Origin of the sequence: Pseudomonas kairouanensis, from assembly GCF_004682055.1 — a bacterium.
In the GTDB taxonomy this organism is placed as follows: domain Bacteria; phylum Pseudomonadota; class Gammaproteobacteria; order Pseudomonadales; family Pseudomonadaceae; genus Aquipseudomonas; species Aquipseudomonas kairouanensis.
This window is the reverse complement of record NZ_QUZU01000006.1, coordinates 87,471-101,682: the sequence shown is the minus strand read 5'-3', so window position 1 is coordinate 101,682 and position 14,212 is coordinate 87,471. Positions and strand designations below refer to the sequence as shown.

The following is a 14,212-nucleotide window of genomic DNA, read 5'->3' as shown; positions in this document are numbered from 1 at the left end:
TAAACCCACGCAACGGCCGATACCCCCTGAAAGCCTTGCGGATTGAACAATCATGCGTAATAACCAACCCGTTACCCAGCGCGAACGTACCTTCCCCGCTCAGCAACGGTTGATCTCCACCACAGATGCCAAGGGCGTGATCACTTACTGTAACGACGCGTTCGTCGAGATCAGTGGGTTCACCCGCGACGAGCTGCTGCGTGCGCCGCATAACCTGGTACGTCACCCGGATGTGCCGCCGGCCGTGTTCGCGCATATGTGGTCCACGCTCAAACAAGGCTTGCCATGGATGGGCATTGTCAAGAATCGCTGCAAGACCGGTGATCATTACTGGGTTAACGCCTATGTCACGCCGGTGTTCGAAGGCAACCAGGTGGTCGGCTATGAGTCGGTGCGCATCAAGCCCACCGCCGAGCAGATCCGCCGCGCCGAAGCGCTCTACCAGCGCATCAACCAGGGCAAGTCGGCCGTTCCCCAGCGCGACAAGTGGCTGCCGGTGTTGCAGGACTGGCTGCCGTTTATCCTGGTGAGCCAACTCAGTTTCATGATCGGTGCCACGCTCAACTCCCAATGGGGCTTCGCCCTGGCGGCGGGGTTGTCGGTGCCGTTGGGGCTGCTGGGCCTGAGCTGGCAACAACGCGGCCTCAAGCGCCTGCTGCGCCTGGCCGAGCAAACCACCTCCGACCCTTTGATCGCGCAGATGTACACCGACAGCCGTGGCGCACAGGCGCGGTTGGAGATGTCGATCCTCAGTCAGGAAGCGCGCCTGAAGACCTGCCTTACGCGCCTGCAAGACACCGCCGAGCACCTCAACGACCAAGCGGCGCAATCCAACACCCTGGCGCACAACAGCTCCAGCGGCCTGGAACGCCAGCGCGTGGAAACCGAACAGGTGGCCACCGCCGTCAATCAGATGGCGGCGACCACCCAGGAAGTGGCCAGTCACGTCCAACGCACCGCCGATGCCACCCAGGAAGCCAACCGCCTGACCGGTCGCGGCCGCGACATTGCCGGGGAAACCCGCGAGGCCATCCAGCGCTTGTCCGTTGCCGTCGGTGAAACGGGCGTGACCGTCACCCAGCTGGCCAAGGACAGCGATGAAATCGGCGGTGTGGTTGATGTGATCAAAGGCATTGCCGACCAGACCAACCTGCTGGCCCTCAATGCCGCCATCGAAGCGGCCCGCGCCGGTGAGATGGGCCGTGGCTTCGCGGTAGTGGCTGACGAAGTGCGCCAACTGGCGCAGCGCACTGCCGAGTCAACGGGGCAGATCCACGCCCTGATCGCCAAGCTGCAACAAACCGCCACCGCCGCCGTGCAAACCATGGACGCCGGGCATCGCCAGGCCGAAGAGGGCGTGGCGCGGGTAATGGAAGCGGACCAGGCGTTGGTGGGAATCAGTGAAGCGGTGGCGCATATCACCGACATGACCACGCAGATTGCGGCGGCGACTGAAGAGCAAAGCTCGGTGGCCGAAGAGATCAGCCGCAATATCAGCACCATTGCCCTGTTGGCGGATCAGACGTCGGAGCAGGCGTTGAACTCGGCGCAACTCAGTGAGGAGCTGACCCATACCGCGAATACCCAATATTCGCTGGTGGAGCGTTTTAACCGGTAAATCGCTATCGGGGGCAAGCCCCCTCCCACAGTTAACCGCGTACATCCCTTGGAATGCGGTCGAATGTGGGAGGGGGCTTGCCCCCGATGGGGCCCTAATAGCCCACCAAAAACTTGGCCACCTGCACCGCAGCAGCCTCCAAATGCTGCTCATGACTAAACCCCGAAACCTTAAGTGGCTTCAAGTCATGATCCCCCGCCACCAGCCACATCACCTCGATGCTCGGCGACAAGTCATACGCCCCCACCGCCGCCCGATTGCCCAGGGCATCGCGCTCGCCCTGCACGATCAAGGTCGGCGTCTTCAAACCGGCTAAATGCTCAACCCGTGGTTTCTCCGGCTTGCCCACCGCATAGAACGGATACCCCAGGCACACCAGCCCATCGGCGCCCAGTTCATCGGCCAGCAAACTGGCCATGCGCCCGCCCATGGACTTGCCGCCAACGGCCAGCTTTCCCGTGACATGACGTCGCACCTCGGCATACACCTCACGCCAGGCTTGGAGCAGTTTCGGCGCCGGGTTCGGTGGGCGTTTGCCGCCGTCCGCACGACGTTGGGCCATGTAGGGAAACTCAAAGCGCAACACGTTGACGCCATGCCCGGCAAGGCGTGCAGCCATGTCGCTCATGAAGGATGAGTCCATCGGTGCGCCAGCGCCGTGGGCCAGGATCAGCGTCACAGGTTCATGCCCTGCCACGCCCGTCGCGGCATCCCACAACCACCCGTGTTCCCGCACACACTGCGCCCATTGATCCCCGTCAATACTGGCCTTGTGCTCTTTGGACATGCTTGCCTCGCTATTTAGTCTGCCTATAACTCCAGCCCAAGTGCCGCATTTGCTTGGGTTGAACCGTGGATGGGGAACCATGAACACTACATTAAGTACCGCCTATAACTACAAGGTGGTCCGCCAATTCGCCATTATGACGGTGGTGTGGGGCATCGTCGGCATGGGGCTCGGGGTTTTTCTCGCCGCCCAATTGGTCTGGCCTGCTCTGAACTTTGACCTGCCGTGGACCAGCTTCGGCCGCCTGCGCCCGTTGCACACCAACGCGGTGATCTTCGCCTTCGGTGGCTGCGCGCTGTTTGCCAGCTCCTTCTACTCGGTGCAACGCACCTGCCAAACCCAGCTGTTTGCGCCGAAAATCGCCGCATTCTGCTTCTGGGGCTGGCAGTTGGTCATCCTGCTGGCCGCGATCTCCTTGCCGCTGGGCTACACCAGCTCCAAGGAATACGCCGAGCTGGAATGGCCCATCGATATCCTCATCACCATCGTCTGGGTGGCCTACGCCATTGTGTTCTTCGGCACGGTGATGAAGCGCAACACCAAGCACATCTATGTGGGTAACTGGTTCTTCGGTGCGTTCATCATCACCGTGGCCATTTTGCATATCGTCAACAACCTGGAAATCCCGGTCAGCCTGACCAAGTCCTACTCCCTCTACGGCGGTGCGACGGATGCCATGGTGCAGTGGTGGTATGGGCACAACGCGGTAGGCTTTTTCCTCACCGCAGGCTTTTTGGGGATGATGTATTACTTCGTGCCCAAGCAGGCCGAGCGTCCGGTGTATTCCTATCGCTTGTCCATCGTCCACTTCTGGGCGCTGATCACCCTGTACATCTGGGCCGGCCCTCACCACTTGCACTACACCGCGCTGCCGGACTGGGCACAGTCGCTGGGCATGGTGATGTCGCTGGTACTGCTGGCCCCAAGCTGGGGCGGCATGATCAACGGCATGATGACCCTCTCGGGCGCCTGGCATAAGTTGCGCAGCGACCCGATCCTGCGCTTTCTGGTCGTCTCCCTGGCCTTCTACGGTATGTCGACCTTCGAAGGCCCGATGATGGCGATCAAGACCGTCAACGCCCTGTCCCACTACACCGACTGGACCATTGGCCACGTACACGCAGGTGCCTTGGGTTGGGTGGCGATGATCTCCATCGGCGCGCTGTACCACATGATCCCGAAAATCTTCGGTCGCGAGCAGATGTACAGCCTCGGCCTGATCAACGCGCACTTCTGGCTGGCCACCATCGGCACCGTGCTCTACATCGCCTCGATGTGGGTCAACGGCATCGCCCAGGGCCTGATGTGGCGTGCGGTCAACGAAGACGGCACCTTGACCTACTCCTTCGTCGAAACCCTGGTGGCCAGCCACCCAGGTTTCATCGTGCGGTTGGTGGGCGGTGCGGTGTTCCTCAGCGGCATGTTCCTGATGGCTTACAACACCTGGCGCACCGTGCGTTCGGCGCAGCCTGTCGAAGCTGCCACCACTGCGCAGCTGGCCTGAGGAGTCTGTGATGAAACACGAAACGATTGAAAAGAACGTCGGCCTGCTGATGCTGCTGATGGTGCTGGCCGTGAGTATCGGCGGGCTGACCCAGATCGTCCCGCTGTTCTTCCAGGACGTGACCAACAAACCGGTAGAAGGCATGAAGCCCTACACCGCGCTGCAACTGGAAGGCCGCGACATCTACATCCGCGAAGGCTGTGTGCAGTGCCACTCGCAGATGATCCGTCCGTTCCGTGCCGAGACCGAACGCTACGGCCACTACTCGGTGGCCGGCGAGAGCGTATGGGACCACCCGTTCCTGTGGGGCTCCAAGCGTACCGGGCCAGACTTGGCCCGCGTCGGCGCGCGCTACTCGGACGACTGGCACCGCGCGCACTTGTACAACCCGCGCAACGTGGTGCCCGAGTCGAAAATGCCGGCCTACCCGTGGCTGGTCACAGCCCAAGTCGACAGCAGCCACACCGAGAAAAAGTTGAGCGTGATGCGCACCCTCGGCGTGCCGTACACCGACGACGACATCAGCGGTGCAGTGGCCAGCCTCAAAGGCAAGACCGAAATGGACGCGCTGGTTGCGTACCTGCAAGTACTCGGCACAGCCATCAAGAGCAAGAGGTGAGCCATGGGATTTGAATTCGATGCGGGCACCATCCGCGGCCTTGGCACGCTGGTGGTCGCCATCGCCTTTATCGGCCTGTCGCTGTGGGTGTTCAACAACCGGCGCAACGCGGAATTCGAGCAGGCGCGCCTGCTGCCGTTCGCCGACGAACCCACTCCATCCGACGCTCAAGAAGAGCCTGCAACAAGGAGCAATCGGCCATGACCCTATTTTGGAGTACATGGATCTGCGTACTGACCCTCGGTAGCCTGTTCGGCCTGACCTGGCTGTTGATCGGCACCCGCAAGGGCGAGACCAAGGGCAGCGTGGACCAGACCATGGGCCACGCCTTCGACGGGATCGAGGAGTACGACAACCCGCTGCCGCAGTGGTGGTTCATGCTGTTCGCCGGCACCTTGGTGTTTGCGGTCGGCTACCTGGTCCTCTACCCGGGCCTGGGCAACTGGAAAGGCGTACTGCCGGGCTATGAAGACGGCTGGACCTCGGCCAAGGAATGGGAAAAGGAGATGGCCAAGGCCGACACCCGGTTCGGGCCGATCTTCGCCAAGTTCTCCGCCATGCCGGTGGAAGAAGTGGCCAAGGACCCGCAAGCGCTGAAAATGGGCGGTCGCCTGTTTGCCTCCAACTGCGCGGTGTGCCACGGCTCGGATGCCAAGGGCGCCTTCGGCTTCCCCAACCTGGCGGATAACATCTGGCGCTGGGGCGGTTCGGCCGAAGCCATCAAGACCACCATCATGAACGGCCGCCACGCGGCGATGCCGGCCTGGGGTGGCATGCTCGGCGATGAAGGTGTGAAGAACGTTGCCGCCTATGTGCGTCATGAACTGGCCAAGCTGCCATTGCCCGCCGATAGCACTGCCGATCTGGCCAAAGGCCAAGCGTCGTTCAGCACCACTTGCGTGGCTTGCCACGGTCCAGAGGGCCACGGCATGGAAATCATGGGCGCGCCCGACCTGACCAAGCCCGCCGGCTACATTTACGGCACCGGCCTGGCGCAGTTGCAGCAGACCATCCGTCACGGCCGCCAGGGCCAGATGCCGGCGCAGGACGTGCTGCAAGGCAATGACAAGGTGCACTTGTTGGCGGCGTATGTTTACAGCCTGTCCCATACCGCTGATGGCGCAACGCCAGAAAGCCCCGCTCAGTAACCCTTTACTGCCGCTACCGATCAGGAGCGGCAGCCGCTTTTTCTGTAGAAGCGAGCTTGCTCGCGAAGAACCTGAGGGCGAAGCGTTTATCCAGAATCAACGCGGCGCTGTTGAGCTCTTCGCGAGCAAGCTCGCTCCTACAGTGATCCTATGTCGTTTTCACTTACGCGACCAAGTGTCGCACCCTTCCAAAGCACAACTTTCCCCCCCTGCCATTCGGGTCTACGCTTGCTCCACAGCAGGCCGGTTTTGGCGTGCGCAACGGCATTCGTTGCACCCCCTAAAATTTCCTGTCCACTTGATCAGCTTTCGATTTTGGATTTTGTCCTTACACCAAACAGGGAAAGGGCGCAGAATCTGGCGTGGAACGCCTTGACGCAGGTCAGCGTTGCGTTGCATTGGCCTCTCGCTTTCTACATACTTGCGGCCGATTTCTACCTATAAAAATACTTAAACCGTGGAACCTTAGAATGAGCACAGCAATCAGTCCGACTGCTTATAACTATAAGGTAGTCCGCCAGTTCGCCATCATGACGGTGGTCTGGGGGATCCTTGGCATGGGGCTCGGGGTGTTCATCGCCTCGCAACTGGTCTGGCCGGAGTTGAACTTCGACCTGCCCTGGACGACCTTCGGTCGCCTGCGCCCACTGCACACCAACCTGGTGATCTTCGCCTTCGGTGGCTGTGCACTGTTTGCCACTTCCTACTATGTCGTGCAGCGAACCTGCCAGACGCGACTGATCTCCGACGGCCTCGCCGCCTTTACTTTCTGGGGTTGGCAAGCGGTCATCGTCAGCGCCATCGTCACCCTGCCCCTGGGCTACACCACCACCAAGGAATACGCCGAGTTGGAATGGCCCATCGCCATTTTACTCGCCATCGTGTGGGTGACTTATGCCGTGGTGTTTTTCGGCACCATCGTCAAGCGCAAGACCAAACACATCTATGTGGGCAACTGGTTCTACGGTGCCTTCATTCTGGTGACGGCGATGCTGCACATCGTCAACCACGCGTCCCTGCCGGTGAACCTGTTCAAGTCCTACTCGGCCTACGCCGGGGCCACGGATGCGATGATCCAGTGGTGGTACGGGCACAATGCGGTGGGTTTTTTCCTGACCACCGGTTTTCTGGGGATGATGTACTACTTCGTGCCCAAACAGGCCGAACGTCCTATTTACTCGTACCGTTTGTCCATCGTGCACTTCTGGGCGCTGATCACCCTGTACATCTGGGCTGGCCCGCACCACTTGCACTACACCGCGCTGCCGGACTGGGCGCAGTCACTGGGCATGGCCATGTCGATCATCCTGCTGGCCCCGAGCTGGGGCGGCATGATCAACGGCATGATGACCCTGTCGGGCGCCTGGCATAAATTGCGCACCGACCCGATCCTGCGCTTTTTGGTGGTATCCCTGGCGTTCTACGGCATGTCGACCTTCGAAGGGCCGATGATGGCGATCAAGACCGTCAACTCGCTGTCCCACTACACTGACTGGACCATCGGCCACGTACACGCCGGTGCCCTCGGGTGGGTGGCGATGATCTCCATCGGCGCGATCTACCACATGATCCCAAGACTGTTCGGCCGCGTGCAGATGCACAGCGTCGGGCTGATCAACGCGCACTTCTGGCTGGCCACCATCGGCACCGTGCTCTATATCGCCTCGATGTGGGTCAACGGCATTACCCAGGGCCTGATGTGGCGTGCAATCAACGATGACGGCACCCTCACCTACTCGTTCGTCGAAGCGCTGCAAGCCAGCCACCCGGGCTACATCGTGCGCGCTCTGGGCGGTGCGTTCTTTGCCGCCGGCATGCTGTTCATGGCCTACAACGTCTGGCGCACCGTACGTGCCGCCGACCCTGCAGAAGCCGAAGCCGCCGCCAAGATCGCCGTTGTGGGAGCCCACTGATGAAGCATGAAGTCGTCGAGAAGAATATCGGCCTGCTGGCCTTCTTCATGGTCATCGCCGTGAGCATCGGTGGCCTGACCCAGATCGTTCCGCTGTTTTTCCAGGACGTGACCAACAAGCCGGTCGAAGGCATGAAGCCGCGCACCGCCCTTGAACTGGAAGGCCGCGACGTCTACATCGCCAACGGTTGCGTGGGCTGCCACTCGCAGATGATCCGCCCGTTCCGCGCCGAAACCGAACGCTACGGCCATTACTCAGTGGCCGGTGAAAGCGTGTGGGACCACCCGTTCCTGTGGGGTTCCAAGCGCACCGGGCCGGACCTGGCCCGTGTCGGCGGGCGTTACTCCGATGACTGGCAACGTGCGCACTTGTACAACCCGCGCAACGTAGTGCCTGAATCGAAAATGCCGGCGTACCCGTTCCTCGTGGAAAACAAGCTCGACGGCAAGGACACCGCGAAAAAAATGGAAGTCTTGCGCACCCTGGGCGTGCCCTACACCGACGAAGACATTGCCGGTGCAGCCGCAGCCGTGAAGGGCAAGACCGAAATGGACGCACTGGTGGCCTACCTGCAAGGCCTGGGCACCCTCATCAAAAGCAAACGGTGACCTTCATGGATATCGGGATGATTCGAGGCCTGGGCACCGTTGTGGTGATGGTGGCCTTTATCGGCCTGGCGCTGTGGGTGTTCAGCCCACGGCGCAAGTCGGAGTTTGACGACGCGACCATGCTGCCCTTTGCGGATGATCCCGAAGCCATCAAGCACGTCGAGCAAGCTTCTAGGAGTAACAAAGAATGACTACGTTCTGGAGTCTGTACGTCACAGTCCTCAGTCTGGGTACCATCTTCGCCCTGACCTGGCTGCTGCTGTCGACCCGCAAGGGCCAGCGCACCGAGCAAACCGACGAAACCGTCGGCCATTCGTTCGACGGCATCGAGGAGTACGACAACCCGTTGCCCAAATGGTGGTTCATGCTGTTCGTCGGCACCATCATCTTCGCCTTGGGTTACCTGGCGCTGTACCCCGGCCTGGGTAACTGGAAAGGCCTGCTGCCGGGCTACAACTACCTCGACACCGACAAGCAAACCCCTTTCGCCAACGGCCAGACCGGCTGGACCGGCGTGCACGAGTGGGAAAAGGAAATGGCCAAGTCCGACGCCAAGTTCGGCCCGATCTTCGCCAAATACGCCTCCATGCCCATTGAAGAAGTGGCCAAGGACCCGCAAGCCTTGAAAATGGGCGGCCGCCTGTTCGCCTCCAACTGCTCGGTGTGCCATGGTTCCGACGCCAAGGGTGCCTACGGCTTCCCCAACCTGACCGACGCCGACTGGCGCTGGGGCGGGGCGCCGGACACCATCAAGGAAACCATCATGAAGGGCCGTCATGCCGCCATGCCGGGCTGGCTGGAGAGCTTGAAGGAACAAGGCGTGAGCGATGTGGCCGCCTTTGTGGTGACCAAGCTCGACGGCCGAAAACTGCCCGAAGGCGTCAAGGCTGACGTGGCCAACGGCGAGAAAATCTTCGGCACCTACTGCGTCGCCTGCCACGGCCCGCAAGGCAAAGGCACCCCTGCCCTGGGCGCGCCCGATCTGACTCATCCGGGTGCATTCATCTACGGCTCAAGCTTTGCCCAACTGCAGCAAACCATCCGCTTCGGCCGCCAGGGCCAGATGCCGGCGCAAGAGCAGTTGCAGGGTAATGACAAGGTGCATTTGTTGGCAGCGTATGTGTACAGCTTGTCTCATGGGGATAAGAAGGCTGAGGAGCAGTAGGGTTTCTGAAACCACAGAAATACCAATGTGGGAGGGGGCTTGCCCCCGATGGCGGTGTATCAGTGCCAGATTAACTGACTGACACACTGCCATCGGGAGCAAGCCCCCTCCCACATTGAATCTCCAGTGCTTTGAAGACCGAGACCGGAAAAACCGACCATACTTGCCAATTCAATTGATCCAGATCATAGAGGTCGCCCCCGTTCAACATCATCGGGGGCGTATCATGACGCCACTGCAAGACCTTTAATTTGACCCCGTCCGGCATGTACTGGCCGAGGCAAATCTCCACCGCCGTGGGATGCAATGATGAGCAACCAAATACCGGTCCATGACGTAACGCCCCCTGCCAAAACCGTCGACCTCTACGCCTCGCGCGAGAAAATCTACACCCGCGCCTTCACCGGCCTGTTCCGTAACCTGCGCATGCTCGGCGGCGCCGCCCTGTTCCTGCTCTATTTCGGCACCGTGTGGCTGAACTGGGGTGGTCACCAGGCGGTGTGGTGGAACCTGCCGGAGCGTAAATTCTTCATTTTTGGCGCGACCTTCTGGCCCCAGGACTTCATCCTGCTCTCGGGCATCCTGATCGTCGCGGCGTTTGGCCTGTTCTTCATTACCGTGTACGCCGGCCGCGTGTGGTGCGGCTACACCTGCCCGCAAAGCGTGTGGACGTGGATCTTCATGTGGTGCGAAAAAGTCACCGAAGGCGACCGCAACCAGCGCATCAAGCTCGACAAGGCGCCCATGGGCGCCAACAAGTTCCTGCGCAAATTCAGCAAGCACACCCTGTGGCTGCTGATCGGCCTGGTCACCGGCCTGACCTTTGTCGGCTACTTCTCGCCGATCCGCGAACTGGTGGTCGACTTCTTCACCGGCCAGGCCGATGGCTGGTCGTACTTCTGGGTGGGTTTCTTCACCCTCGCCACCTACGGCAACGCTGGTTGGCTGCGTGAACAGGTGTGCATCTATATGTGCCCTTACGCGCGGTTCCAGAGCGTGATGTTCGACAAGGACACCCTGATCGTCTCCTACGACCCGCGCCGTGGCGAACTGCGTGGCCCGCGTAAAAAGGGCAGCGACTACAAGGCCGAGGGCCTGGGGGATTGCATCGACTGCACCATGTGCGTGCAGGTATGCCCCACCGGCATCGACATCCGCGACGGCCTGCAAATCGAATGCATCGGCTGCGCCGCCTGTATCGATGCCTGCGACAACATCATGGACAAGATGGAATACCCCCGCGGCCTGATCAGCTACACCACCGAGCACAACCTGTCCGGGCAGAAGACCCACAAGCTGCGCCCACGCCTGATCGGTTACGCGTTGGTGTTGCTGGCGATGATCAGCCTGTTGGTGGCAGCGTTCTTCATGCGCTCGTTGGTGGGTTTTGACGTGAGCAAAGACCGCGTGCTGTACCGCGAAAACGCCGAAGGCCGTATCGAAAACGTCTACAGCCTGAAGATCATGAACAAAGACCAGCGCGACCACACCTACGTGCTCGATGCCGCCGGCCTGCCCGACCTCAAGCTGCAAGGCCGGCGCGAGATCAAGGTGGCGGCTGGCGATATCGTCAGCATGCCCGTGGAGTTGTCGAGTGCGCCGGAGCAATTGCCGTCGAGCACCAACGAGGTGAAATTCATCCTCACCGATGCCGATGACGCCAGCGTCCGTGTTGAAGCCAAGAGCCGTTTCATCGGCCCCCAAGTTCGTTAACGAGAGAGCAGAACAATGTCCGTCGCAACTGCCGCAAGCCCTTGGTACAAGCACCTCTGGCCCTGGATCATCATTGCCATCCTGGCCTGCTCGGTGACCTTGACCTTGTCGATGGTGACCATCGCGGTGAACAACCCGGACAACCTGGTCAACGACAACTACTACGAGGCCGGCAAAGGCATCAACCGCTCCCTGGACCGTGAACGGCTGGCCCAGACCCTGCAATTGCGCGCCAAGCTGCACCTGGACGAATTGACCGGTGAAGTCGAGCTGAACCTCACGGGCTACAGCAACCCGAACACGCTGGAACTCAATTTGATTTCCCCGACCCAGCCAGACAAAGACCGCAAGATCAACCTGGCCCGCAGCGACAGCGAGCCGGGTCGCTATATTGGCCAGGTTACCGACAAGGTCGAAGGGCGGCGTTTTGTCGAGTTGCTCGGAGTAGAAGGTGACAAGACCTGGCGCCTGTTCGAAGAAGAAGAGGTCAGCCATGACAAGGATTTGCTGTTGGGGGATGAACCGTTGCAAGGTGCCGAAGACCTGAAAAAGTAAACAGCCGGCGCTTCGCGCATCGGGGGCAAGCCCCCTCCCACCTTTTGATTTGTGAACACAGTCAAATGTGGGAGGGGCGGTGCGACGATTCGACTTGCCCCCGATGAGGCCCTCCCAGCCACCATAGATTCCAGCCCATGACCACCCCCTGCTACCACTGCGCCCTCCCCGTCCCCTCCGGCAGCCGTTTCACCACGGTCATCCTCGGTGAGCGCCGCGAACTCTGCTGCCCCGGCTGCCAGGCCGTGGCCGAAGCCATCGTGGCCGGTGGGCTGGAAAGCTATTACCAGCACCGCAGCGAAGCCTCGGCCAACCCCGAGGCATTGCCGGTGCAACTGGTGGACGAACTGGCGCTGTACGACCGCGCCGACGTGCAAAAGCCCTTCGTGCGCCACGAAGGCGACCTCGCCGAAACCACCCTTTTGATGGAAGGCATCAGCTGTGCCGCCTGTGGCTGGCTGATCGAAAAACACCTGCGCAGCCTGCCCGCCGTGGCCGAGGCACGGCTGAACCTGTCCAACCATCGCCTGCATGTGCGCTGGGCCGATGGGCAATTGCCCTTGAGCCACCTGCTCGCCGAGTTGCGGCATATCGGCTACGCCGCCCACCCCTATCAAGCCGACCGCGCCGCCGAACAACTGGCCAGCGAAAACCGCCGGGCCTTGCGCCAATTGGGTGTGGCCGGGCTGCTGTGGTTCCAGGCAATGATGGCCACCATGGCCACCTGGCCGGAATTCAATATCGACCTGAGCCCGCAGTTGCATGTGATCCTGCGCTGGGTGGCGATGTTTCTGACCACGCCCATCGTGTTCTACAGCTGCGCGCCGTTTTTCAAAGGCGCCATGCGCGACCTGCGCACGCGCCACCTGACCATGGATGTGTCGGTGTCCCTCGCCATCGGCGGTGCCTACCTGGCGGGCATCTGGACGGCGATCACCGGCGTCGGCGAGTTGTATTTCGATGCGGTGGGCATGTTTGCGTTGTTCCTGCTGGCCGGACGCTATCTGGAGCGCCGTGCACGGGAACGCACAGCGGCGGCCACCGCGCAGTTGGTCAACCTGCTGCCCGCCTCGTGCCTGCGCCTGAATGCTGACGGCCAGAGCGAACGCATCCTGCTCAGTGAACTGGCCGTGGGCGACCGCGTGCTGGTACATCCCGGCGCGGTGCTGCCCGCCGATGGGGTGATTCTGGAGGGCCAGTCGAGCATCGATGAGTCCCTGCTCACCGGCGAGTACTTGCCGCAGCCCCGTCAGGCCGGGGATGCGGTCACCGCTGGCACCCTCAACGTCGAAGGCGCACTGACGGTGCAGGTGCGCGCCCTGGGGCATGACACGCGCCTGTCCGCCATCGTGCGCCTGCTGGACCGGGCCCAGGCCGAGAAGCCGCGCCTGGCACAAATCGCCGACCGCGCCGCGCAGTGGTTCCTGCTGTGCTCGTTGATCGCCGCTGCCGTGATCGGTGTGGCGTGGTGGGAACTGGATTCATCGCGGGCCTTCTGGATTGTGCTGGCGATGCTGGTGGCGACATGCCCGTGTGCGCTGTCCCTGGCAACGCCGACCGCCCTCACCGCCGCCACCGGCACCTTGCACAAACTCGGGTTGTTGCTGACCCGTGGCCATGTGCTGGAAGGCTTGAACCAGATCGACACGGTGATTTTCGACAAGACCGGCACCCTGACCGAAGGCCGCTTGGCACTGCGCGCCATCCGGCCCCTGGGTGCGCTGGGCAGCGATGACTGCCTGAGCTTGGCCGCCGCCCTCGAAAACCGCTCCGAACACCCGATTGCCCGCGCGTTTGGCCGCGCACCGCTGGCCGCCGACGAAGTACTCAGTTCCCCCGGCCTTGGCCTGGAAGGGCGTGTCGGTGAGCGCCAATTGCGCATCGGCCAACCGGGCTTTGTCTGCGCGTTGAGCGGTTGCCCGATCCCGACCTCACCGGATGAAGCCGGGCAGTGGTTGCTACTGGGGGATACCCATGGCGCCCTCGCCTGGTTCGTACTCGATGACCGCCTGCGCAGCGACGCGCCCGCCCTGTTGGCCGCGTGCAAGGCCCGCGGCTGGCGCACGCTGCTGCTGTCGGGGGACAGCTCGCCCATGGTGGCCGGTGTCGCCGCCGAGTTGGGCATCGACGAAGCCCGTGGCGGCCTGCGACCCGACGACAAACTGCAGGTGCTGCAACAGTTGCACAAGGAAGGCCGCAAGGTGCTGATGCTGGGTGATGGGGTGAACGATGTGCCCGTGCTGGCCGCCGCCGATATCAGCGTGGCGATGGGCTCGGCCACCGACTTGGCCAAGACCAGCGCCGATGCCGTGCTGCTGTCCAACCGCCTGGATGCCTTGGTACAAGCCTTTAGCCTGGCACGCCGCACCCGCCGCGTGATCGTTGAAAACTTGCTGTGGGCCGGGCTGTACAATGGCCTTATGCTGCCGTTTGCTGCCCTGGGTTGGATCACACCCATCTGGGCAGCGATAGGTATGTCTCTCAGTTCGTTGACCGTGGTGCTCAACGCCCTGCGCCTGACTCGTCAGCCGAGCACGCCAGCCGCCAGCGCCCCTACAGTCACCCGTCCGCTGCCGGCATGA

At 61.7% G+C, this 14,212-nt stretch carries 13 protein-coding genes; 12 read left to right on the top strand and 1 reads right to left on the bottom strand.

Features of this window, described 5'->3' with window-relative positions:
- Positions 1–52: 52 nt before the first annotated feature.
- The gene (locus DYL59_RS07475) at positions 53–1,618 is read left to right on the top strand and encodes a methyl-accepting chemotaxis protein (RefSeq protein ID WP_135288590.1); all 1,566 of its coding nucleotides are present in this window, start codon (positions 53–55) and stop codon (positions 1,616–1,618) included.
- Positions 1,619–1,712: 94 nt separating this feature from the next.
- On the opposite strand, the gene DYL59_RS07470 is transcribed toward DYL59_RS07475, so the two are convergent.
- Positions 1,713–2,405: an alpha/beta family hydrolase gene (locus DYL59_RS07470; RefSeq protein WP_135288589.1), complete on the bottom strand. Its 693-nt coding sequence runs from the start codon at positions 2,403–2,405 to the stop codon at positions 1,713–1,715.
- Between the two features lie 79 nt (positions 2,406–2,484).
- On the opposite strand from DYL59_RS07470, the gene ccoN (DYL59_RS07465) reads away from it, so the two are divergent.
- The 11 genes from ccoN (DYL59_RS07465) (at position 2,485) to DYL59_RS07415 (ending at position 14,212) form a co-directional block, all read left to right on the top strand.
- Positions 2,485–3,909 carry a cytochrome-c oxidase, cbb3-type subunit I gene (ccoN, locus tag DYL59_RS07465; RefSeq protein WP_135288588.1) on the top strand — a complete coding sequence of 475 codons (1,425 nt, stop codon included), beginning with the start codon at positions 2,485–2,487 and terminating at the stop codon, positions 3,907–3,909.
- 10 nt (positions 3,910–3,919) lie between these two features.
- The gene (gene ccoO, locus DYL59_RS07460) at positions 3,920–4,528 is read left to right on the top strand and encodes a cytochrome-c oxidase, cbb3-type subunit II (protein WP_135288587.1); all 609 of its coding nucleotides are present in this window, start codon (positions 3,920–3,922) and stop codon (positions 4,526–4,528) included.
- Between the two features lie 3 nt (positions 4,529–4,531).
- Positions 4,532–4,732 carry a cbb3-type cytochrome oxidase subunit 3 gene (locus tag DYL59_RS07455; protein ID WP_065909612.1) on the top strand — a complete coding sequence of 67 codons (201 nt, stop codon included), beginning with the start codon at positions 4,532–4,534 and terminating at the stop codon, positions 4,730–4,732.
- The gene (gene ccoP, locus DYL59_RS07450; RefSeq protein WP_135288586.1) at positions 4,729–5,676 is read left to right on the top strand and encodes a cytochrome-c oxidase, cbb3-type subunit III; all 948 of its coding nucleotides are present in this window, start codon (positions 4,729–4,731) and stop codon (positions 5,674–5,676) included. Before DYL59_RS07455 ends, ccoP (DYL59_RS07450) begins: the two co-directional genes overlap by 4 nt.
- Before the next feature lie 470 nt (positions 5,677–6,146).
- Positions 6,147–7,589, top strand: coding sequence for a cytochrome-c oxidase, cbb3-type subunit I (gene ccoN / locus DYL59_RS07445; RefSeq protein ID WP_135288585.1), 1,443 nt, complete (start codon positions 6,147–6,149; stop codon positions 7,587–7,589).
- The gene (gene ccoO / locus DYL59_RS07440) at positions 7,589–8,197 is read left to right on the top strand and encodes a cytochrome-c oxidase, cbb3-type subunit II (protein ID WP_025854274.1); all 609 of its coding nucleotides are present in this window, start codon (positions 7,589–7,591) and stop codon (positions 8,195–8,197) included. The genes ccoN (DYL59_RS07445) and ccoO (DYL59_RS07440) overlap by 1 nt, the downstream gene beginning before the upstream one ends.
- A gap of 5 nt (positions 8,198–8,202) precedes the next feature.
- Positions 8,203–8,388 carry a CcoQ/FixQ family Cbb3-type cytochrome c oxidase assembly chaperone gene (locus tag DYL59_RS07435; protein WP_003193169.1) on the top strand — a complete coding sequence of 62 codons (186 nt, stop codon included), beginning with the start codon at positions 8,203–8,205 and terminating at the stop codon, positions 8,386–8,388.
- A complete protein-coding gene (ccoP, locus tag DYL59_RS07430) occupies positions 8,385–9,362 on the top strand; it encodes a cytochrome-c oxidase, cbb3-type subunit III (RefSeq protein ID WP_135288584.1) in 978 nt (325 codons plus the stop codon). Before DYL59_RS07435 ends, ccoP (DYL59_RS07430) begins: the two co-directional genes overlap by 4 nt.
- A gap of 309 nt (positions 9,363–9,671) precedes the next feature.
- Positions 9,672–11,075, top strand: coding sequence for a cytochrome c oxidase accessory protein CcoG (ccoG, locus tag DYL59_RS07425; RefSeq protein WP_135288583.1), 1,404 nt, complete (start codon positions 9,672–9,674; stop codon positions 11,073–11,075).
- 15 nt (positions 11,076–11,090) lie between these two features.
- Positions 11,091–11,630 carry a FixH family protein gene (locus DYL59_RS07420; RefSeq protein WP_135288582.1) on the top strand — a complete coding sequence of 180 codons (540 nt, stop codon included), beginning with the start codon at positions 11,091–11,093 and terminating at the stop codon, positions 11,628–11,630.
- Between the two features lie 137 nt (positions 11,631–11,767).
- Positions 11,768–14,212 carry a heavy metal translocating P-type ATPase gene (locus DYL59_RS07415; RefSeq protein WP_135288581.1) on the top strand — a complete coding sequence of 815 codons (2,445 nt, stop codon included), beginning with the start codon at positions 11,768–11,770 and terminating at the stop codon, positions 14,210–14,212.